Annotated in this window: 20 protein-coding genes; 13 read left to right on the forward strand and 7 right to left on the reverse strand. The window is 70.1% G+C overall.

The window, feature by feature from the left end:
- The 4 genes from A5714_RS10415 to A5714_RS10430 form a co-directional block, all read left to right on the forward strand.
- Positions 1-976, forward strand: a 976-nt coding sequence (locus A5714_RS10415; RefSeq protein WP_068285048.1) for an aldehyde dehydrogenase family protein, incomplete at its 5' end; no start/stop codon positions are given.
- Positions 977-993: 17 nt separating this feature from the next.
- Complete coding sequence (locus A5714_RS10420) at positions 994-1,743, forward strand: SDR family oxidoreductase (RefSeq protein WP_068071729.1); 750 nt, start codon at positions 994-996, stop codon at positions 1,741-1,743.
- The gene (locus A5714_RS10425; protein WP_068285052.1) at positions 1,740-2,597 is read left to right on the forward strand and encodes an NAD(P)-dependent oxidoreductase; all 858 of its coding nucleotides are present in this window, start codon (positions 1,740-1,742) and stop codon (positions 2,595-2,597) included. The genes A5714_RS10420 and A5714_RS10425 overlap by 4 nt, the downstream gene beginning before the upstream one ends.
- The gene (locus A5714_RS10430; protein ID WP_068071725.1) at positions 2,598-3,032 is read left to right on the forward strand and encodes a carboxymuconolactone decarboxylase family protein; all 435 of its coding nucleotides are present in this window, start codon (positions 2,598-2,600) and stop codon (positions 3,030-3,032) included.
- Positions 3,033-3,035: 3 nt separating this feature from the next.
- Here A5714_RS10430 and A5714_RS10435 read toward each other — a convergent pair whose 3' ends face one another.
- Positions 3,036-4,121, reverse strand: coding sequence for an aldo/keto reductase (locus A5714_RS10435; protein WP_068285054.1), 1,086 nt, complete (start codon positions 4,119-4,121; stop codon positions 3,036-3,038).
- 83 nt (positions 4,122-4,204) lie between these two features.
- On the opposite strand from A5714_RS10435, the gene A5714_RS10440 reads away from it, so the two are divergent.
- The gene (locus tag A5714_RS10440; RefSeq protein ID WP_068071720.1) at positions 4,205-4,621 is read left to right on the forward strand and encodes a MarR family winged helix-turn-helix transcriptional regulator; all 417 of its coding nucleotides are present in this window, start codon (positions 4,205-4,207) and stop codon (positions 4,619-4,621) included.
- 16 nt (positions 4,622-4,637) lie between these two features.
- Positions 4,638-5,906: a phosphoribosylamine--glycine ligase gene (gene purD / locus A5714_RS10445; RefSeq protein WP_068071718.1), complete on the forward strand. Its 1,269-nt coding sequence runs from the start codon at positions 4,638-4,640 to the stop codon at positions 5,904-5,906.
- Here the strand turns inward: purD and A5714_RS10450 are convergent.
- Positions 5,903-7,486 carry a gamma-glutamyltransferase family protein gene (locus A5714_RS10450; RefSeq protein ID WP_068285056.1) on the reverse strand — a complete coding sequence of 528 codons (1,584 nt, stop codon included), beginning with the start codon at positions 7,484-7,486 and terminating at the stop codon, positions 5,903-5,905. The genes purD and A5714_RS10450 overlap by 4 nt on opposite strands.
- 77 nt (positions 7,487-7,563) lie before the next feature.
- A complete protein-coding gene (locus A5714_RS10455; protein ID WP_068071714.1) occupies positions 7,564-8,481 on the reverse strand; it encodes an alpha/beta hydrolase-fold protein in 918 nt (305 codons plus the stop codon).
- 73 nt (positions 8,482-8,554) lie between these two features.
- On the opposite strand from A5714_RS10455, the gene A5714_RS10460 reads away from it, so the two are divergent.
- Positions 8,555-9,172 carry a TetR/AcrR family transcriptional regulator gene (locus tag A5714_RS10460; RefSeq protein ID WP_068071712.1) on the forward strand — a complete coding sequence of 206 codons (618 nt, stop codon included), beginning with the start codon at positions 8,555-8,557 and terminating at the stop codon, positions 9,170-9,172.
- A gap of 1 nt (position 9,173) precedes the next feature.
- Here the strand turns inward: A5714_RS10460 and A5714_RS10465 are convergent, their stop codons facing one another.
- Positions 9,174-9,911 (reverse strand): DUF429 domain-containing protein, encoded by a 738-nt coding sequence (locus tag A5714_RS10465; protein ID WP_068285058.1) that lies wholly within the window; start codon positions 9,909-9,911, stop codon positions 9,174-9,176.
- Between the two features lie 204 nt (positions 9,912-10,115).
- Here A5714_RS10465 and purB point away from each other — a divergent pair, with 204 nt between their 5' ends.
- The gene (gene purB / locus A5714_RS10470) at positions 10,116-11,534 is read left to right on the forward strand and encodes an adenylosuccinate lyase (RefSeq protein WP_068285060.1); all 1,419 of its coding nucleotides are present in this window, start codon (positions 10,116-10,118) and stop codon (positions 11,532-11,534) included.
- Positions 11,531-12,766 carry a cytochrome P450 gene (locus tag A5714_RS10475; protein WP_068285062.1) on the forward strand — a complete coding sequence of 412 codons (1,236 nt, stop codon included), beginning with the start codon at positions 11,531-11,533 and terminating at the stop codon, positions 12,764-12,766. Before purB ends, A5714_RS10475 begins: the two co-directional genes overlap by 4 nt.
- A gap of 33 nt (positions 12,767-12,799) precedes the next feature.
- On the opposite strand, the gene A5714_RS10480 is transcribed toward A5714_RS10475, so the two are convergent.
- Entirely contained in the window at positions 12,800-13,417 is a 618-nt protein-coding gene (locus A5714_RS10480) for a hypothetical protein (RefSeq protein WP_068071703.1), read from the reverse strand.
- A gap of 61 nt (positions 13,418-13,478) precedes the next feature.
- Here A5714_RS10480 and A5714_RS10485 point away from each other — a divergent pair, with 61 nt between their 5' ends.
- Both A5714_RS10485 and A5714_RS10490 read left to right on the forward strand, forming a co-directional pair.
- Complete coding sequence (locus A5714_RS10485) at positions 13,479-14,384, forward strand: phosphoribosylaminoimidazolesuccinocarboxamide synthase (RefSeq protein ID WP_068285064.1); 906 nt, start codon at positions 13,479-13,481, stop codon at positions 14,382-14,384.
- Positions 14,381-16,501, forward strand: a complete 2,121-nt coding sequence (locus A5714_RS10490) for a S9 family peptidase (protein ID WP_068285065.1) — start codon at positions 14,381-14,383, stop codon at positions 16,499-16,501. Before A5714_RS10485 ends, A5714_RS10490 begins: the two co-directional genes overlap by 4 nt.
- On the opposite strand, the gene A5714_RS10495 is transcribed toward A5714_RS10490, so the two are convergent.
- Together A5714_RS10495 and A5714_RS10500 are read right to left on the reverse strand one after the other, a co-directional pair.
- Positions 16,498-18,117: a DHA2 family efflux MFS transporter permease subunit gene (locus A5714_RS10495; RefSeq protein ID WP_068071697.1), complete on the reverse strand. Its 1,620-nt coding sequence runs from the start codon at positions 18,115-18,117 to the stop codon at positions 16,498-16,500. The genes A5714_RS10490 and A5714_RS10495 overlap by 4 nt on opposite strands.
- A gap of 119 nt (positions 18,118-18,236) precedes the next feature.
- Complete coding sequence (locus tag A5714_RS10500) at positions 18,237-19,850, reverse strand: DHA2 family efflux MFS transporter permease subunit (RefSeq protein ID WP_068285069.1); 1,614 nt, start codon at positions 19,848-19,850, stop codon at positions 18,237-18,239.
- A gap of 172 nt (positions 19,851-20,022) precedes the next feature.
- Here A5714_RS10500 and A5714_RS10505 point away from each other — a divergent pair, with 172 nt between their 5' ends.
- On the forward strand, positions 20,023-20,727 hold the full coding sequence (locus A5714_RS10505; protein ID WP_068285067.1) for a DUF2334 domain-containing protein: 705 nt from the start codon (positions 20,023-20,025) through the stop codon (positions 20,725-20,727).
- A 45-nt stretch (positions 20,728-20,772) separates the two neighbouring features.
- The coding region (locus tag A5714_RS10510; RefSeq protein WP_156747260.1) for an FAD-dependent oxidoreductase at positions 20,773-20,993 on the forward strand (221 nt) is incomplete at its 3' end.

Here is a 20,993-nt window from a genome sequence, read left to right on the forward strand (position 1 = left end):
CAATCTCGCCAAGCTGGGGCCCGCCCTGGCCGCGGGCAACACGGTGGTGCTCAAGCCCGCGCCGGACACGCCGTGGTGCGCGGCGGTGCTCGGCGAGCTCATCGCCTCCCACACCGACTTTCCGCCGGGCGTGCTCAACATCGTCACCTCCAGCGACCACGGCGTGGGCGCGCTGCTGGCGAAAGATCCTCGCGTCGACATGGTTTCGTTCACCGGGTCCACCGCGACCGGCCGTGCGGTGATGGCGGATGCCGCCGCCACGCTCAAGAAGGTCTTCCTCGAGCTGGGCGGCAAGTCGGCGTTCGTGGTGCTCGATGACGCCGACCTGGCCGGGGCGTGTTCGGTGGCCGCATTCACCGCGTCGATGCATGCCGGGCAGGGCTGCGCAATCACGACCCGGCTGGTGGTGCCCCGCGCGCGCTACGACGAGGCGGTCGCCATCGCGGCCGGCACCATGGGGTCCATCAAGCCCGGCGATCCCAACAAGCCCGGAACGGTTTGCGGCCCGGTCATTTCCGCGCGCCAGCGCGACCGGGTGCAGAGCTACCTGGACCTGGCGATCGAGGAGGGCGGGACGTTCGCGTGCGGCGGCGGCAGGCCGGCCGACAAGGACGCGGGCTTCTTCATCGAGCCCACCGTGATCGCCGGGCTCACCAACGACGCGCGCCCGGCCCGAGAGGAGATCTTCGGGCCGGTGCTCACCGTGATCGCCCACGACGGCGACGAGGACGCGCTGCGCATCGCCAACGATTCACCATATGGCCTGTCCGGCACCGTGTTCAGCGCCGACCCGCAGCGGGCCGCGACGTTCGCGTCGCGGCTGCGGGTGGGCACCGTCAACGTCAACGGTGGTGTCTGGTACTCCGCCGACGCGCCGTTCGGCGGCTACAAGCAGTCCGGCAATGGCCGGGAAATGGGGCTGGCGGGCTTCGAGGAATACCTGGAAATCAAGACCATCGCCACCGCCGTTCAGTGACACCCCGAGAGGACAACATGCGGTTCGAGAACAAAGTCGCCATCGTCACCGGATCGGGCGGCGGCATCGGTCAGGCCTACGCGGAAGCGCTGGCGCGCGAGGGCGCAGCCGTTGTCGTGGCCGACATCAACGCCGAGGCCGCCGAGGGCGTGGCCAAGCAGATCGCCGCCGACGGCGGCACCGCGCTGGCCGTGCCGGTCGACGTCTCCGACCCGGCGTCGGCCAAGGCGATGGCGGACCGGACGCTGGCCGAATACGGCGGCATCGACTACCTGGTGAACAACGCCGCGATCTTCGGCGGCATGAAGCTGGACTTCCTGCTCACCGTCGATCCCGAGTACTACAAGAAGTTCATGAGCGTCAACCTCGACGGTGCGCTGTGGTGCACCCGCGCGGTCTACAAGAAGATGGCCAAGCGGGGCGGCGGGGCGATCGTCAACCAATCTTCAACGGCGGCATGGTTGTACGCGAACTTCTACGGACTGGCCAAGGTCGGCGTCAACGGCCTGACCCAACAGCTCTCGCGCGAGCTGGGCGGTCAGAACATTCGCATCAACGCGATCGCGCCCGGCCCCATCGACACCGAGGCCAACCGGACCACCACCCCGCAGGAGATCGTCGCCGACATCGTCAAGGGACTGCCGTTGTCGCGCATGGGAACTCCGGCCGACCTGGTCGGGATGTGCTTGTTCCTGCTCTCGGATGACGCCGCCTGGATCACCGGGCAGATCTTCAACGTCGACGGCGGACAGATCATCCGCTCATGACCGAGCAGTTGAGGCTCGGCTACATCGGCCTGGGCAACATGGGCGCGCCGATGGCCACCAGGATGACCGAATGGCCGGGCGGGATCACGGTATACGACATCCGCACCGAGGCGATGACGCCGCTCGTGGAAAAGGGTGCCGGCGTCGCGGACAGCGTGGCCGACGTGGCGACGGCCGACATCGTCCACGTCACGGTGCTCAACGATGCTCAGGTGCGCGACGTCGTCGGGCAGCTGGCCGGGCACGCCAAACCCGGCACCGTCATCGCGATCCACTCGACGATCAGCGACACCACCGCCGTCGAGTTGGCCGCCGAACACAAACCGCGAGGCCTGCACATCGTCGACGCGCCGGTCAGCGGAGGCGCGGCCGCGGCGGCCAGGGGCGAGCTCGCCACCATGGTCGGCGCCGAGCGGGAGGTGTACGAGAGGATCAAGCCGGCGTTCAAGCACTGGGCGTCGCTGGTGATCCACGCCGGTGAGCCGGGCGCGGGCACGCGAATGAAGTTGGCGCGCAACATGTTGACCTTCACGTCCTACGCGGCGGCGTGCGAGGCCATGAAGCTCGCCGAGGCGGCCGGGCTGAACCTGCAGGCGCTGGGCCGGGTGGTGCGGCACACCGATGCGCTCACCAGCGGCCCGGGAGCGATCATGGTGCGCGACGACATGAACGACCTAGCGCCGGACCACTTCCTGTACGAGTCCTTCGTGCACGCCCGCGGCCTGGGGGAGAAGGACCTCAGCCTGGCGCTGGCGTTGGGCGAGGCGATGTCGGTCGACCTGCCGCTGGCGCACATCGCCTACGAGCGGCTGGCCGCCGGTTTGGGCGTGCCGCACACCGAGGAAGGGCCGTAAATGGACGAACAGCGCCGCAAGGGCCTGCAGAAGATGAACGAGGTCTACGGCTGGGAGATGCCCAACATCGAGGGCGACGCGTATTTCGACCTGACCGTCGACCACCTGTTCGGCAGCATCTGGACCCGCCCCGGCCTGTCGATGCGCGACAAGCGCATCATGACACTGACCGCGGTGACCGCGATCGGGAACCGCGACCTGGCCGAGATTCAAATCAACGCCGCCCTGCTCAACGGCGAGCTCGACGAGACCGAACTCAAGGAGATGGCGCTCTTCCTCACCCACTACCTGGGCTTCCCGTTGGGGTCCGCGCTCAACGGAGCGGTCGACGCGGTGATCGCGAAGCGCAAGAAGGCCGCCGCGCGGGGATCCGGGGAGGACAAGAAGGCCAACGTCGACGCCGCCCTGAAGATGCACGGCGGCGAACGGAAATAGCCGCTAGTAAGGCCGCCCGCCGTCGGGCATCACGTACTCGGAGATCGGTGCCGACACGCCGTTGATCGTCGTGCCGCCGTTGATGATGCCGGGTGCCATCTCGAGCATGTTGGTGGGGAAGCCGAACTCGGGCTTGGTGAGCGCGTCCAGCCGCGCCAGCTCGTCCGCGCCGAGCCGCACATCGACGGCGCGGACATTGTCGTCGAGCTGAGACAGCCGGCGCGCGCCGATGATGACGGACGAAACCCCCGGCTGCGCGCTCACCCAGGCCAACGCGACGCTGGCGACGGTGGTCTCGTGCGCGCCGGCGATGACCTCCAACTCGTCGATCAGGGCGTAGGTGTCCTCGTTGAGGAAGGCGTCGACCAACGCGCCGCGATCGGCGGCGTGCCGGCCGGCGGTGGCGCGGGTGTACTTGCCGCTGAGCACGCCGCTCTTGAGCGGCGACCACGGGGTGATGCCCAGCCCGAATTCCGCCGCCATCGGCGCGAGTTCCTGTTCGATGGCGCGCTCGAGCAGCGAATATTCGACCTGCAGGCCGATGAACGCCTCCCAGCCACGGAATCCCGCAATCACGTTGGCCTGCGCGATCTTCCACGCCGGCGTGTCCGACACACCGATGTAACGGACCTTGCCCGCCCGCACCAAGTCGTGCAGCGCCGCCAAGGTCTCCTCGATCGGGGTGTTGGCGTCCCACATGTGCAGCCAATACAGGTCGATGTAATCGGTTTGCAGGCGCCGCAACGAGTTCTCGCAGGCGCTGATCACTGCTTTGCGGCCGGAGCCGCCGCCGTTGGGGTCACCCGGATACAGGTTGCCGCTGAACTTGGTGGCGATCGCCACGCGATCGCGACGGGCGGGGTGGCGACCGATGTGGTCACCGATGATCTTCTCGGAGTGGCTGCGGGTGTAGAAGTTGGCGGTGTCGATGAAGTTGCCGCCGAGCTCGAGGTAGCGGTCGATGATCTGTTGAGACTCCTCGACGCTGGTGCCCCAGCCCAGGTCCTCGCCGAAGGTCATGGCGCCCAGGCACAGGGCGCTGACACGCAAACCGGACCGTCCGAGTGTCACGTAGTGGTCGAGAGGCATGGCGGCCGCTTTCTGGTAGATTGTTCGAGCATGCGTTTGTTCATACTCAAACTAGTTCACATCTGAACGAGCTGGCAAGTCGAATGTCGGCCGTCGACCCGGCCAGAATCTGGTCGCTGAACTACCGGGTGCTGCTGTCGGTGATCGCCGACGCCGAGGCCGGCATCTGCGCGCTCGGCGTGGAATCCAAGGAGCTGTTCGTGCTCGCGGAAATCGACGAGCACCCCTATCCGGCCGAGCTCGCGACCACCCTGAGCATGCCGAAGGCCACCGTGACGGCCTACCTCAAGCGGCTCGAGGCCGCCGGCTTCGTGCGCCGCGAGATCGACCCCGCCGACCTGCGCCGGCACCGCCTACTGCTCACCCGCGCCGGGCGCAAGGTCGCCGCCGCGGGACTCGCGCTGCTCTCCGCCGAGTTTGACAAGCGCCTCGAGCGCCTCACCGCCGCGCAGCAAAAGGAGCTGACGAAGCTGCTGGAACGGATCTCCGCGGACGGCTGAGCTAGTCTGACGTCTCGTGCGCGTCCTGGTGATCGGTTCCGGTGCCCGTGAGCATGCGCTGCTGCTGGCGCTGCGCAAAGACCCCCAGGTCGACGGCCTGGCCATCGCGCCCGGCAACGCCGGCACCGCCCGGCTGGCCGAGCAGCGCGACGTCGACGTCACCTCGGCGGAGGAGGTGGTCGCCCTGGCGCGCGACGTGCGGGCGGACCTGGTCGTCATCGGCCCCGAGGTGCCGCTGGTGCTGGGAGTCGCCGACGCCGTACGCGCGGCCGGCATCGCGTGCTTCGGCCCCAGCAAGGACGCCGCCCGGATCGAGGGTTCGAAGGCGTTCGCCAAGGACGTGATGGCCGCGGCCGGGGTGCGCACCGCGGCCACGGAGCTCGTGGACAGCCCGGCGCGCCTCGACGCGGCCCTGGATCGGTTCGGGCCCCCGGTCCAGGAGCCGGCCTGGGTGGTCAAGGACGACCGCCTGGCCGCCGGCAAGGGGGTGGTGGTGACCGCAGACCGCGCCGCGGCCCGCGCCCACGCCGCCGCTCTCCTCGAGGCCGGCCACCCGGTGCTGCTGGAGTCGTTTCTGGACGGGCCCGAGGTGTCGCTGTTCTGCGTGGTCGACGGGGAGACCGTCGTTCCGCTGCTGGCCGCGCAGGATTTCAAACGCGTCGGCGACGCCGACACCGGGCCCAACACCGGCGGCATGGGCGCCTACGCGCCGGTGCCGTGGCTGCCCGACGACGTCTATTCCGACATCGTCGGAAACATCGTGGAACCCGTTGCCGCAGAGCTGGTTCGACGCGGCAGCCCGTTCAGCGGACTGCTCTACGCCGGCCTGGCGATCACCGCCAACGGCCCCGCGGTGGTCGAGTTCAACTGTCGATTCGGTGACCCAGAGACGCAGGCGGTGCTGGCGCTGCTCGAATCGCCGCTGGGTCAGCTGCTCTACGCGGCGAGCACCGGAGCCCTGGCCGACTTCGGCGAACTGCGGTGGGCCGACGGGGCCGCCGTCACCGTGGTGCTGGCGGCGGAGAACTACCCGGCGCGGCCCCGCGTGGGCGACGTCATCGTCGGCTCGGAAGCCGACGGGGTGCTGCACGCCGGGACGGCGCGCCGCGACGACGGCGAGATTGTCTCCGCGGGCGGCCGGGTGCTGTCGGTGGTGGGAGCGGGCGCCGACCTGGCCGCGGCCCGGGCGCGGGCCTATGAGTTGCTCGGCTCGATTCGGTTGCCCGGCAGCCACTTTCGTACGGATATCGGCCTGCTGGCGGCCGAAGGCAAGGTGCGCGTCTAAAACCCGGTGGCCTGGCCGTCGCGGCGCGGGTCGCTGGCCGCGCAGTAGCCGTCGTCCAGGCACCAGATGGCCTGGCAGCTGCCGAAGCTGTTGTAGTCGTCGACGGCGACCAGGTCATGGCCGCGCTCGGCGAGCTCGTCGAGCGTCGTTGCGGGAAAGCCGTCCTCGCAGCTGACCTGCAGGCCCTGCACCCAGCGGAAGCGGGGCCCGTCGCACGCCGCCTGGGGATTCTGGCCGTGGTCGGCGATGCGGGCGAGCACTTGCACGTGACCCTGCGGCTGCATCGCGCCGCCCATCACCCCGAAGCTCATGACCGCGGCGCCGTCCTTCGTGACGAAGCCCGGGATGATGGTGTGGTAGGGGCGCTTGTTCGGGCCCACCTGGTTCGGATGCCCTTCGTCGACAACGAAATTGGCGCCGCGGTTCTGCAGCGAGATCCCGGTCCCGGGCACCACGACGCCCGAGCCGAAGCCCATGTAATTCGACTGGATCATCGAGACCATCATCCCGTCGCCGTCGGCGGCCGTCAGGTACACGGTGCCGCCGCCGGGCGCGCCGGCGGACGCGGGCCTGGCGTGCCGGGGGTCGATCAGCGCCGCGCGTTGGCGCAGGTAGTCGGGGTCCAGCAGCCGTTGCGGGTGCACCGGCATGTGGTCCGCGTCGGCGACGTAGGCCTGGGCGTCGGCGAAGGCGAGTTTCAGCGCCTCGATCTGCAGGTGCACGGTGTCCGCCGAATCGGCTGGGTGCGAGGCCATGTCGAACTGCTCCAGGATTCCCAAGGCGATGAGCGCGACGATGCCCTGCCCGTTGGGCGGCAGCTCGTGCAGGGTGTAACCGCGGTACCCGCCGGAGAGGGTGTCCACCCAGTCGGCGCGATGCTCGCCGAGGTCGGTGGCCGACAGCGCGCCGTTGTGCGCGGCGGCGTGGGCCTCGAGCTGCGCGGCCAGCTCGCCGCGGTAGAACGCCTCGCCCTTGCTGGCCGCGATCTTCTCCAGGGTGGCCGCGTGTGCGGGGAAGGTGAACAGCTCGCCCGGCCGCGGGGCGCGGCCCCCGGGGAGGAACGCGTCGGCGAAGCCCGGCTGTTCGGCGAACAACGGCACCTGCGCCGCCCACTGCGCGGCGACCGTGGGCGACACCAGAAAGCCGTTGCGGCCGTAGGCGATCGCGGGCTCGAACAGCCGCTCGAACGGCAGCCTGCCGAACTTGGCGTGCAGCTCGGTCCAGGCCGACACCGCGCCGGGCACCGTCACCGCGTCCCAGCCGATCATGGGAACGGCTGCGCCGCCGAAGTATTCGGGGGTCCAGGCCGCCGGGGAGCGGCCCGACGCGTTGAGTCCGTGCAGCTGCCGGCCGTCCCACACGATGGCAAACGCGTCCGAACCGATGCCGTTGGACACCGGCTCCACCAAGGTCAGGGTGACGGCGGTGGCGATCGCGGCGTCCACCGCGGTGCCGCCCTCGGCGAGCATCCGCAGACCCGCCTGCGCCGCCAGCGGTTGCGACGTGCACACAACGTTGCGGGCCAGCAGCGGCTTTCGGGGCCAGGCGTAGGGAAGGTTCCAGTCGAACGGTGCGCTCATTGTTCCGAGCGTATCGCGGTTTCGCGGGTGATCCCCGTGTCGCGGCGCGACTCCCGCGAGCGATCAGTTCTCACGCGCTAGGCGATCAATAGGGGAGCCAACCACGTCAGCTCGGCCGGCAACTGGGAGCTCCAGTACTGCGGGTCGTGCCCCCCGGGCGAGAAACCGCCCGCGGGCGGCGTCGGCAACTGAGCGATGAATTGCTTTGTCGCACCGTAGAAAGGATCGCTGTCGCCGCAGTCCACCCGGATCGGGATCGATCCGAGCGCCGGCATCCCGAACACGGAGTTCGCGGCGAAGTCGTCCGGCCCGTCGAACGCGCCCGGCGCGGCCGCACCCGAGGACAGCCACAGCGCGGGGCTCACCGCGCAGATCGCCGCGGTGCGCCCCGGGCCCAGCCGGCCGCCGAGCAGCAGCGCGCCGTAGCCGCCCATGGACCAGCCCAAAAACGCCACCCGCGACGTGTCCAGCCCCTGGCCACCGAGCATCGGGATGAGCTCGTCGAGCACCATCGCGCCGCTGTCCTCGCCGGAAGACCTTTTGTGCCAGTAACCGCCGCCGCCGTCGACGGCGACGACCGCAAACGGCGGCAGCCCCGCGTTGACCGCCTGCGCCAGACCCTGCTCCACGCCGCCGGCCATCACGGTGGCCGCGTCACTGCCTTTGCCGTGCAACGCGATTACCGGCCGCAGCGGCTTGGTCTGGCCGGGCGGCCGCGCGATGGCCCAGTTGGTGCTGATGCCGCCGCGGGCGGCTGAGACGAACGAACCGGTCACCATCGTCGGCGCCGCGGGGCCGGCGGGCGCCGGCTCGACGGGCACGGGTCGCGGCGGCGCCAACGGGGGCTGCGTGCCGGCCGCGGGCGGCGGCGTCGCGTGAGATGTGCGCGGTTTGAACAACATGTCGAGCCCGTAGGCGCCGACCGCACCGGCGGCCGCGCCGGTGCCGAGGCGCAGCACCGCGCGGCGGCTCAAATCGGGCATGCGGGCCATCATGCCATGTCCGCGCGGCGGGTCGTTTGGCCGAAATGGCAATGCAGTACCACTTTGGCTGGCACGATGGCTACTCGTGACTGCAGCGGTTACTCCGAAAGGAGAACGTCGACGGTATGCGCTCGTCAGCGCTGCCGCCGAGCTGCTGGCCGAGGGCGGCTTCGAGGCGGTGCGGCACCGGGCGGTGGCACGGCGCGCCGGATTGCCGTTGGCTTCCACCACTTATTACTTCTCCTCCCTCGACGATCTGATCGCCCGCGCCGTCGAGCACATCGCCATGATCGAGGTGGCGCAGCTGCGGTCGCGGGTCACCGCCCTGTCCCGCCGACGCCGCGGACCGGAGACCATCGCCGAGGTGCTCGCGGACCTGCTCGTCGGTGACGTGTCCGGGGAGGGGCTCACCGAACAGTTGATCTCTCGCTACGAGCGACACATCGCGTGCACCCGGTTCCCGGCGTTGCAGGAGACGATGCGGCGCAGCCTGCGGCAGCGCGCCGAGGCGGTGGCCGAGGCGATCGAACGATCCGGCCGGTCGGTGCACATCGAGCTGGTGTGCACGCTGCTCTGCGCCGTCGACGGTTCGGTGGTCTCGGCGCTGGTGGAGGGCCGCGACCCACGGGCGGCGGCGCTGGGCGCGGTCGCCGACCTCATCGACGTGCTGGCGCCCATCGACCAGCGGCCCGTCCGGATCTGAGCTAGGTGCGCGGCCGCAGCGACGGCGTCACGATGCACCCGGTGGCGGGGTCGCCGTAGATCGTCACGTCGGCCGGGCGGCGCTGCGCGAACAACGCGACATAGGCGCACACGACGGCGTCGACCGGATCCTCGGCGCGGCGCAGGGCGCTCTTGCGTTCCGCCGCGACCACGCCCCGGCGCAGTGCCGCCCACCCGGGATGGGCCGCGACGTGCAGTGGCACCGCGGCTCGCGACAGCCGCTCGACGCCGTCCATCAGAACGAGCAGTTCGGCCTTGAGCCCGGCCACCGTGCGGCCCGGCTTGGCCTTGTATTTCAGCGTGCGCTCGAGGCGGAACAACGCGACCGTCGCGGCGTGCGGGTACACCTCGATGGCGCGCCGGGCCGCCGCCGAGCGTGGGTCCAGCTCCAGGCCGAGCGCGCGCGCCAGGCGCCCGCCACGGGCCCCGTGCGCGAATTCGGGTTTTCCGGTGTTGGCCGGGTGGGCACCGGCCTCGAACCTGCGGAAGTCGCGGTTCAACGCGGCCTCCGCGGGACGCTGCCCGGTCGGGTTGGTCACCACCAACGGCGCGTCGAAGGCGACCAGGCAGTCGCCCCGCGTGTACGGCCGCAGCGCGGCGAGGATCTCCTCGTCGTCGCGGACCGCGGACACGCTCACCAGCGACCCGTCCGCGTCGACGACGGCCAGACCGGTCGGATTGCGCCCCGCCCAGGCGAGGTCCACCCCGGCGAAGTACATCCGGATAGGTTAGGCGGCCGGAGCGAGTCACACCGGCCCCACCGGTCCCTGGCACCGGGGGTGGGCGATGTGCCCGCCTCACAGCGACACCGCGGGGGACCGCGGTTCTGTCGCTGCGAGGCGGGCACTTTGCCTGTCACCCCGGAAACCGGGAGGGAAGTGACGGGAGGGGCCGACCGTAAGCTGTGTGTTCGTGAGGACCAAGTGAGCATTCCGAACGTGCTGGCCGCCCGCTACGCCAGCCCCGACATGGTCGCCATCTGGTCGCCGGAGGCCAAGATCGTCGCCGAGCGCCGCCTCTGGCTGGCGGTGCTGCGGGCCCAGGCCGAGCTGGGCGTCGCGGTGCCCGACGGTGCGGTCGACGACTACGAGCGCGTCCTGGACACCGTCGACCTGCCGTCGATCGCGGCCCGCGAACGGGTGCTGCGCCACGACGTCAAGGCCCGCATCGAGGAGTTCAACGCCGTCGCCGGTCACGAGCAGGTGCACAAGGGCATGACCAGCCGCGACCTGACCGAGAACGTCGAGCAGCTGCAGATTAAGCGGTCACTCGAGCTGGTATTCGCCCACGGGGTCGCCGTGGTGGCGCGGTTGGCGGAGCGGGCCGTGGCCTACCGCGACCTGGTGATGGCCGGGCGCAGCCACAACGTCGCGGCGCAGGCCACCACCCTGGGCAAGCGGTTCGCCTCGGCGGCCCAGGAGACGCTGGTCGCCCTGACCCGGCTGCGGGAGCTGATCGACCGCTACCCGCTGCGCGGCATCAAGGGGCCGATGGGTACCGCGCAGGACATGCTCGACCTGCTCGACGGCGACACCGCCAAGCTGGCCGAGCTTGAGCGTCGGGTCGCCGAATTCCTGGGCTTTACAACGGTATTGACCAGCGTCGGGCAGGTCTATCCGCGCTCACTCGACCACGACGTGACCTCGGCGCTGGTGCAACTCGGCGCCGGGCCGTCGTCGCTCGCGCACACCATCCGGCTGATGGCCGGCCACGAACTCGTCACCGAGGGCTTCGCGCCCGGGCAGGTCGGTTCGTCGGCGATGCCGCACAAGATGAACACCCGCAGCTGTGAGCGGGTCAACGGGTTGCAGGTGGTGCTGCGCGGTTACGCCTCGATGGCCGCCGAACTTGCCGGTGCGCAGTGGAACGAGGGCGACGTCTTTTGCTCGGTGGTGCGGCGAGTCGCGTTGCCGGACAGCTTCTTTGCGATGGACGGGCAGATCGAGACGTTCCTGACCGTGCTCGACGAGTTCGGGGCGTACCCGGCGGTGATCGACCGGGAGCTCGATCGCTACCTGCCGTTCTTGGCCACCACCAAGGTGCTGATGGCGGCGGTGCGCGCCGGTGTCGGACGTGAGGCCGCGCATCACGTCATCCGCGAGCACGCGGTCGCGACGGCGTTGGCCATGCGCGAGCGCGGCGCCGAACCCGACCTCCTCGACCGGTTGGCCGCCGACGAGCGGCTGCCGTTGGACCGGGCGGCGCTGGAAGCGGCGCTGGCCGACAAAAAGGCGTTCACGGGCGCGGCCGCTGACCAGGTGGACGAGGTGGCCGCGGCGGTGGACGCCCTCGTGAGCCGCTACCCCGACGCGGCCAAGTACGCACCGGGCGCAATCTTGTGACCCTCGCGGGCCTCGACCTCACCGATCTCGACAATTTCGCCGACGGCTTCCCGCACGAGGTGTTCGCCGTGCACCGCCGCGAGGCCCCGGTTTACTGGCACGCCCCGACCGACAACACCCCGGATGGCGAGGGCTTCTGGTCGGTCGCCACGTACGCCGAAACCCTTGCGGTGCTCAAGGATCCGGTGACCTACTCCTCGGTCACCGGGGGCCGGCGGCCGTACGGTGGCACGTTGCTGCAGGACCTGGCCATCGCCGGTCAGGTGCTCAACATGATGGACGACCCGCGGCACGCCCAGATCCGCCGCCTGGTCAGCTCGGGGCTGACGCCGCGGATGATCCGGCTGGTCGAGGACGATCTGCGGGCCCGCGCGCGGCGACTGCTGGACGCGGTGGTGCCGGGCGAGCCGTTCGACTTCCTCGTCGACGTGGCGGCCGAGCTGCCCATGCAGATGATCTGCATCCTGCTGGGAGTGCCGGAGTCGGAACGGCATTGGCTGTTCGAGGCGATCGAGCCGCAGTTCGACTTCGGCGGTTCCCGCAAGGCGGCGCTGGCGCAGTTGTCCGAGGCCGAAGCGGGGTCCCGGATGTACGCCTACGGCCAGCAGCTCATCGCCGCCAAGCGCGCGCAACCCACCGAGGACATGCTGTCGGTCGTCGCCAATGCGGTGGTCGACGACGCCGAAGCCCCCGCGCTGTCGGATCTCGAGCTCTATCTGTTCTTCAGCCTGCTGTTCAGCGCCGGCGCCGAGACGACCCGCAACGCGATCGCGGGTGGGCTGCTCGCGCTGGCCCAGCATCCGGAGCAGTTGCGGGCGCTGCGCGCCGATCCCGCCACGCTGCCCACCGCCGTCGAGGAGATGGTGCGGTGGACGGCGCCCTCGCCGTCCAAGCGGCGCACCGCGACCCGCGACGTCGAGCTGGGCGGACGGCCGATCCAGGCCGGGCAGAAGGTCCAGATCTGGGAGGCCTCCGCCAACCGCGACCCCGCGGTGTTCGAGCGACCCGACGAGTTCGATATCACCCGAAAACCCAATCCGCACTTGGGATTCGGTCAAGGTGTGCACTACTGCCTGGGCGCCAACCTGGCCCGCCTGGAGTTGCGGGTGCTGTTCGAGGAGCTGTTGTCGCGGTTCGCCGGCGTGCGGGTGGTGCGCGACGTCGAGTGGACGCGCAGCAACCGCCACACCGGGATGCGGCACCTCGTGGTGGCGCTGCACGAGCAATCGTGACGGTCCGGCTGCCGCGGTCGCGGCGCGGCGCGGTCAGCCGGTCCTGATCCGGATCCCCGCGGCCCGCAGTTCCAGCGCGGCCAGTCGGTGGATGGTCACGGGATCCTCGCGCCGCCACGCGCCGACCGGGTCGGCGCTCACGGCCGCGAGCTTGCCCGGCGACCGGTTCGTCATCGCCCGCAGAGCCAGCAGCTGCTGTCCGGCCGGCGTGGCGGCCAGGGCGGTCACCGTCCATTTGCGGCGGAAGAACCGCAGCCGCAGGAACAGCCACGGCATGGTGACCGCCAGGATCGGCGGCGCGGCGACGGCCATCCCGAGCAACACGGCGAGCCAGCCGGCCGTGGAGTTCAGGCTGTGCCCGGCGCCCGCGATGTCCATGGCCGCGTCGCTGGCCGCGGTGAGCGGCTTGCTCACCGCGTCACCGACCAACGGGATCTGCTGCGCCTCGTGACCGGCCGAGGCCATGCCGCCGGCGATGCCCTTCGAGCCGTTCTCCAGCTCCCGCCCCGCGTCGCCGATGGTGGCGATGGCGTCGTGTACCGCCAGGCCGGTGAACCCCCAGATCACCGTCCACAGCGAGACGACGACGTCGCTGATCAGTTGGCCGAACAGGCGAAGGGGTCTGGTCGAGTAGGGCAGGAACCGCGTCATACCTCCGATACCAGCACAGCTCGCGCCCGGGCGCCGCAAGGTTGCCCGATAGGCTGGCCCGATGCGTCCCGCATTGTCCGACTACGAGCATCTGGCCAGCGGCAAGGTGCGCGAGATCTACCGCGTCGACGACGAGCACCTGCTGCTGGTCGCCAGCGACCGGATCTCGGCGTTCGATTACGTCCTCGACAGCACGATCCCCGACAAGGGCCGGATCCTGACGGCCATGAGCGTGTTCTTCTTCGGGCTCGTCTCGGACCTCGCTGCGGCCCCCAACCACCTGGCCGGGCCGCCGGACGACCCGCGAATCCCCGACGAGGTGCTGGGCCGGGCGCTGCTGGTGCGGAAGTTGGACATGGTTGCGGTGGAGTGCGTGGCCCGCGGTTACCTCACCGGCTCCGGGTTGCTCGACTACCAAGCGACCGGTGAGGTCTGCGGCATCGCGCTGCCGCCCGGGCTGGTCGAGGCCAGCAGGTTCCCCGAGCCGCTGTTCACCCCGGCGACGAAAGCGGCGCTGGGCGACCACGACGAGAACATCCCCTTCGCCCGGGTGGTCGAGTTGGTGGGCGAGGCGCGCGCGGCCGAGCTGCGCGACCGCACGCTGCAGATCTACGGGCGCGCCGCCGACCACGCGTTGCGTAGGGGAATCATCATCGCGGACACCAAGTTCGAGTTCGGCACCGACGGTGAGGGCAACCTGGTGCTGGCCGACGAGATCTTCACCCCCGACTCGTCGCGGTACTGGCCGGCCGCCGACTACCGGGTCGGTGTCGTGCAGGCCAGTTTCGACAAGCAGTTCGTCCGCAACTGGCTCATTGGTCCGGAGTCCGGTTGGGACCGGCACGGCGACCAACCGCCGCCACCACTGCCGGACCACGTCATCGCGGCCACGCGGGACCGTTACATCGAGGCCTACGAACGAATCTCGGGATTGAGCTTCGGTGACTGGATCGGCCCGGGCGCATGAGCGAACCTCAGGCGCCCCTGCCGCCCACCGCCAAGCGGGTCGAGCACCGGCGCGAACACCACGGCGACGTCTTCGTCGACCCGTACGAATGGCTGCGCGACAAGGCCGATCCGGAGGTCATCGCCTACCTCGAGGCGGAGAACTCCTACGTCGACCGGATGACCGACCACCAGGAACCATTGCGGCAGAAAATCTTCGACGAGATCAAGGCGCGCACCAAGGAGACCGACCTGTCGGTGCCGACCCGTCAGGGTGACTGGTGGTATTACGCCCGCACCTACGAGGGCAAGCAATATCGGGTGCAGTGCCGCTGCCCGGTGAGCGATCCGGCCGACTGGGACCCGCCGACCCTCGACGAACACACCGACGTACCCGGCGAACAGATCCTGCTCGACTCCAACGCCGAAGCCGAAGGCCACGAGTTCTTCTCGCTGGGCGCCGCCGCCGTCAGCCTGGACGGGCACCTGCTGGCCTACTCCGTCGACACGGTGGGCGACGAGCGTTACACGTTGCGATTCAAGGACTTACGCACCGGTGAGCTGTATGCCGACCAGATCGCCGACATCGCGGCCGGAGCGACGTGGGCGGCCGACAACCGGACGGTGTACTACCTGACCCTCGACGCGGCGCACCGCCCGGACAAGGTGTGGCGCTACCAGGCGGGCTCCGGCGCCGCGGCGGAGCTGGTGTATCACGAGGCGGACGAACGGTTCTGGCTCGGCGTCGGGATGACCCGCAGCGAGCGTTACGTGTTCATCGGCTCGGGCTCGTCCATCACCTCCGAGATCCGCTACGCCGACGCCGCCGACCCGCGGGCGGCGTTCACCGTCGTGCTGCCCCGGCGCGAAGGGGTGGAGTACTCGGTGGAGCACGCCGTCGTCGGCGGGCACGACCGGTTCCTGATCTTGCACAACGACGGCGCGGTGAACTTCACGCTCGCCGAAGCCCCGGTCGAGGACCCCACACGGCAGCGCACGCTGATCCCGCACCGCGACGACGTCCGGCTGGACGCCGTCGACGCGTTCGCCCGCCACCTGGTGGTCAGCTACCGCCGCGAGGCGCTGCCCCGCCTGCAGTTGTGGGGCATCGGCGCCGACGGGGAATACGGCGAACCGGAGGAACTTTCGTTCGACTCCGAGCTGATGTCCGCGGGCGCCGCCGGCAACCCCAACTGGGACGCGCCCAAGCTCCGGGTCCGGGCCGGTTCGCTGGTCATCCCGGCGCGGGTGTACGACATCGACCTGGGCACCGGCGAGCGCACCCTGCTGCGCGAGCAGCCCGTGCTCGTTGGCTATCGACCCGCGGACTACGTCGAGCGGCGCGACTGGGCGATCGCCGACGACGGCACCCGCATCCCGTTGTCGATCGTGCACCGCGCCGGCATCGAAGTCCCGGCTCCCGCACTCCTCTACGGCTACGGCGCCTACGAGATCTGCATGGACCCCAGCTTCTCGATAGCGCGGCTGTCGCTGCTGGACCGCGGCATGGTCTTCGCGATCGCCCACGTCCGCGGTGGTGGCGAGATGGGCCGGTTGTGGTACGAGGACGGCAAGCTGCTGCACAAGAGGAACACGTTCACCGATTTCGTCGCAGCCGCACGGCATCTCGTCGACACCGAGGTGACCCGGCCCAATCGGCTGGTGGCGCTCGGCGGCAGTGCGGGCGGGCTGCTCGTCGGGGCGGTGGCCAACCTGGCGCCCGAACTGTTCGCCGGCATCGTGGCCCAGGTTCCGTTCGTCGATCCGCTGACCACCATCTTGGACCCGTCGCTGCCCCTGACCGTCACCGAGTGGGACGAGTGGGGAAACCCGTTGGCGGACAAGGACGTCTACGACTACATGAAGTCCTACTCGCCTTACGAGAACGTCGACTCCAGGAATTACCCGGCGATCCTGGCGATGACCTCGCTCAACGACACCCGGGTGTACTACGTGGAACCCGCCAAATGGGTTGCTGCGCTGCGCCACGCCAACGGCGGCGGCCGCGGGATCCTGCTGAAGACCCAGATGAACGCCGGGCACGGCGGCGTCAGCGGCCGCTACAAGGCGTGGGAGGAAGCGGCCTTCCAGTACGCCTGGGTGCTCGACACCGTGGGCGGCACGGACGGCGGCGGCTAGGAGTCCTCCTGGCCCGGCGGCCGGGCCGGCTTTTTCGGCAGGAACGACGCCGGGATGATGGTCACCGACACCAGCACCACGGCCAGCACGAACACCACCGTGTAGGCGTGCGCCAGGTGATGCGACGCGGTGACGGCCAGGTCGGCCGCGCCCTGCCGCGTGCCGGCCACGGCGTCGGGCGGCGCGCCGCGGCGTCCGCCGCCAGGGTGCCCGGCCGCCAGCTCGCTGGCCGCGAGCAGCGGCTGGTCGCGATTGAACTGGTTGGTCAACAGGACCGCCATCATCGCGGCCCCGATGGACCCCCCGATCTGTTGGTTCACGCTGATCAGCGTGGTCCCGCGGGCCACCTGATGCGGCGCGAGTGCCTGCATCAGCGCGGCGGACAGCGGCGTCGTCGTGCACCCGATGCCCAGCCCCGTGATCGCGAGCCCGGCCAGCTGGATGGGCTGATACGGCGCCTGGGTGGCGACCCCGTAGGTGAAGACGCCCAGGCCCACCGCCATCAGCGGGAGGCCGAACAGGACGATCTTGCCCGGCCCGCGCCGGTCCATGAACGCCCCGCTGAGCGGCATCGTCAGCACGGCGCCCACGCCGACCGGCAGCATGTGCAGCCCGGCCTGCATGGGCGTCTCGTGCTGCGCGATCTGGAAGTAACTGGGCACCGCCAGCCCGGTGCCCACCGAGGCGGCCCCGAAAACCAGCAGCGTCGCGTTGACCTCGGTGACCACCCGATTCTTGAACAGCCGCAGGTCGATGAGCGGGTGGTCGGTGCGATACAGCGCGTGCAGGACGAACGCGGCGATCAGCGCCGCACCGAGGAGCGCGGGAAGCAACACGTACGGGTCGGTCAGGACGTGGCGGCCGGGGATGGACGACACCCCGCAGAGGAAGACCGCCACCCCCGGCGACAGCAGCAGCATGCCGGTGACGTCGAGCGCTTCGGAGGGGGCGGACCGGTCCTTGGGGAACAGCACCGCCGCGAGGGCGCAGGCGGCCAGCCCGATCGGCAGGTTGACCAGGAAGATCCACTTCCAGCCGTACGCGCCGATCAGCCAACCGCCCAGGATGGGGCCGCCGATGGGACCCAGCAGGATCGGGATGCCCCCCACCGCCATCAGGCGGCCCACCCGCTTGGGCCCGGCCTCGCGGGTCAGGATGACGAAACTCAGCGGCAACAGCATGCCGCCGCCGATGCCCTGCAGGATCCGGAACAGAATCAGCAGCACGATGTTCGGGGCGATCGCGCACAGCAGCGAGCCGAGCGTGAACACCAGGACCGAGGCGATGAACAGGCGTTTGGTGCCGAATCGGTCGGCCGCCCAGCCGGTGACGGGGATGACGGTCGCGAAGGCCAGCATGTAGCCGGCGATCGTCCACGAGACGACCGTCGGGGTGGACCCGAACTGGCGAATGAAGGTGTTCTGGGCGACGGCGACGACCGTGCTGTCCAGAACGGCCATGACGCAGGCCAGGCCGCAGACGCCGGCGATGCGGAACAGCGCGGCGTCGAGTTTGTCGGGGTAGCCGTTGTCGGCCGCATCCGGATGCCCGGCGGCAGCGCTGAGCATTGTGGCGGAGGGTACGGATTGCGCCTTATCCATGGCGGTGCTGAGCATATCCACCCGGCATGGACTGCCGGGGCCGATTGCGGGAGTTCGCGGTGAGTTCGTTGTGCAACCGTTGACGGATCAGCGCCGGATCGTGGCCCGGGCGGTGTCGACGAGGCGGGGGTCGGTTACTCGGGCGGCGGTTGGCTGACCGGCCGCTTCGGCAGAAACGCCGCCGGGATGAAGGTGCAGACCACGAGCACGACGGCGATGGCGAAGACCGCCGCGTAGGCGTGCGACAGGTCGTGCGCGAGATCGACCCGGAAGCCCGGCGCGTAGGTCTGCGGCGGTATGGCGGAGCGGTCGACCGGGGCGCCGCTCACGGCGGCCTTCTGTTGCAACGCCGCGAGCTTCTTGGCGGCGAGGATGTTGTCGCTGCGATTGAAGTGGCTGGCCAGGATCACCGACATGACGGCCGTGCCCATCGAGCCGCCCACCTGGTGGTTGACGCTCATCAGCGTCGTGCCGCGCGCGATCTGATGCGGGGCGAGCGCCTGCACCGACGCGACGTTGAGCGGCATCATGGTGCAGCCCATCCCCAACCCCATGATGGCCAGGCCGACCAGCAGTGCGGGCAGGTACCCGGCCTGCCGGGCCACGCCGAAGGCGAACGTCCCGAGCCCGGCGGTGAGCAGCGCGATGCCCACCAGCAGGATCTTGCCCGGACCCTGCCGGTCGACGAGCGGGCCGGTGAGCCGCATCGTCAGCATGGCGCCGAGGCCCTGGGGGATCATGTGCACGCCCGCCTGCATGGGCGTCTGGTGCAGCACCTGCTGGAAGTAGCTGGGCAACAACAGGCCGGCCCCGAAGAAGGCGGTGGCGAACACCAGCATCGTCACGTTGGCCAGCGTGAGCACGTGATTGCGGAACAGCCGCAGGTCGATCAGCGGATGGTCGACCCGGCGCCAGGCGTGCGCGATGAACCCCGCGATCAGCGCCAGGCCCACCACCAGCGGTATCAGCACCCGGCGATCGGCGACGGTGCCACGGCCGGGAATGGACGACACCGCGAACAGGAAGGTCGCCAGGCCGGGCGAGAGCAGCAGCATGCCCACGACGTCCAGGGTCTCCGATTTGGCCGGGCGGTCCCCGGGGAACACCAGCGCCGCCAGCGCGACGGTGACGACCCCGATCGGCAGGTTGATCAGAAAGATCCAGCGCCAGCTGGAGGTGTCGATGAGCCAGCCGCCCAGGATGGGCCCGCCGATCGGGGCCAGCAGCATCGGGATGCTCAGGATCGACATCAGCCGGCCGAGCCGCCGCGGACCCGCCTCGCGGGTCAAGATCATGAAGCTCAGCGGCAGCAACATGCCGCCGCCGACACCCTGGATGACCCGAAACGCGATCAGTTGCACGATGTTCGCCGCCAGGGCGCACAACAGCGAACCCAGGGTGAAGGCGAGGACGGAGCCCATGAACAGCCGCTTGGTGCCGAACCGGTCGGCCGCCCAACCGGTGATCGGGATGACGCTGGCCAGGGCCAGCGTGTAGCCCGTCATGGTCCACGCGACGACGGCCTGCGACGACGAGAACTGGTCGATGAAGGTGCGCTGCGCGACGCTGACCACGGTCACGTCCACGATGGCCATCACCGTGGCCAGGATGCACACGCCCGAGACGCGCAGCAGCTCCGCGTCCAGCCGGTCGGGATAGTCCCGTTCGTCGGCGCCCTGCTGCGACCCGTAGGGCAGCGGGGTGTCGGCCGACGCGTACAGGGCCTCATCCATGACGTTGCTTAGCATATCGAACTGACCCGCGCGGTCCGAGGTCGCGATCCGATCCACCGAGGCCCCACCGGTGCGGGCGCCGGATCCGCTTGGCGCACAGGCACCGCCCGTCGCAACGGCCCCGATGGACGCTTGCCGTCTGCGTGTCCTTCACTGTCCCGAAACCTGAGGTCGGCAAACTGCGGGTGTGTCTGGAAAACTGATCGTCTCGGTCTCGGGCATCGGCGAACGGACCCTGCCCGACGTCGAGGCATTCTGTGCACAAATGGACGCCCGCAAGGTGCCGGTGTCGCTGCTCGTCGCCCCGCGGCTCTCCGGTGACTACCGGCTCGACCGCGACCCGGTCACCGTCGACTGGTTGACCGCGCGCCGGGCCGGCGGCGACGCGATCGTGCTGCACGGCTACGACGACGCGGCGACCAAGAAGCGCCGCGGCGAATTCGCGATCCTGCGGGCGCACGAGGCCAGCCTGCGCCTCAAGGCCGCCGACCGGGTGCTCGAACACCAGGGATTGCGGACCCGGTTGTTCGCGGCCCCCGGCTGGGTGGTTTCGCCCGGTGTGGTCAAAGCGTTGCCCGACAACGGGTTCCGGCTCCTGGCCGACCTGCACGGCATCACCGACCTGGTGCGCCACAGCACCGTGCGCGCCCGGGTGCTCGGGATCGGCGAAGGCTTCCTCACCGAGCCGTGGTGGTGCCGCATGGTGGTGCTGTCCGCGGAGCGGATCGCCCGCCGGGAGGGCGTGGTGCGGGTTGCGGTGGCCGCCAGGCACCTGCGTAAGCCCGGCCCGCTGCAAGCCATGGTCGACGCGGTCGACCTGGCGTTGATGCACGGCTGCGCGCCCACGGTGTATCGCTGGCGGCGGGACGCCGCGGTCCTGGACGCCGCCTGACCCGGCAACGGCTGTCGCGGGGCCCGGGGCACTACCCTGTGCCACATGAGCGATTCTTCGGTTGCGGGCTTCGGCGCTGACGCCATCATCGTCGGGGCCGGGCTGTCCGGCCTGGTGGCCGCCTGCGAATTGGTGGACCGCGGCCAGCGGGTGCTGATCGTCGATCAGGAGAACAGCGCGAACCTGGGCGGTCAGGCGTTCTGGTCGTTCGGCGGTCTGTTCTTCGTCGACAGCCCGGAGCAGCGCCGGCTGGGCATCCGCGACAG

This window comes from Mycobacterium sp. E2462, assembly GCF_001672685.1.
GTDB lineage: Bacteria > Actinomycetota > Actinomycetes > Mycobacteriales > Mycobacteriaceae > Mycobacterium.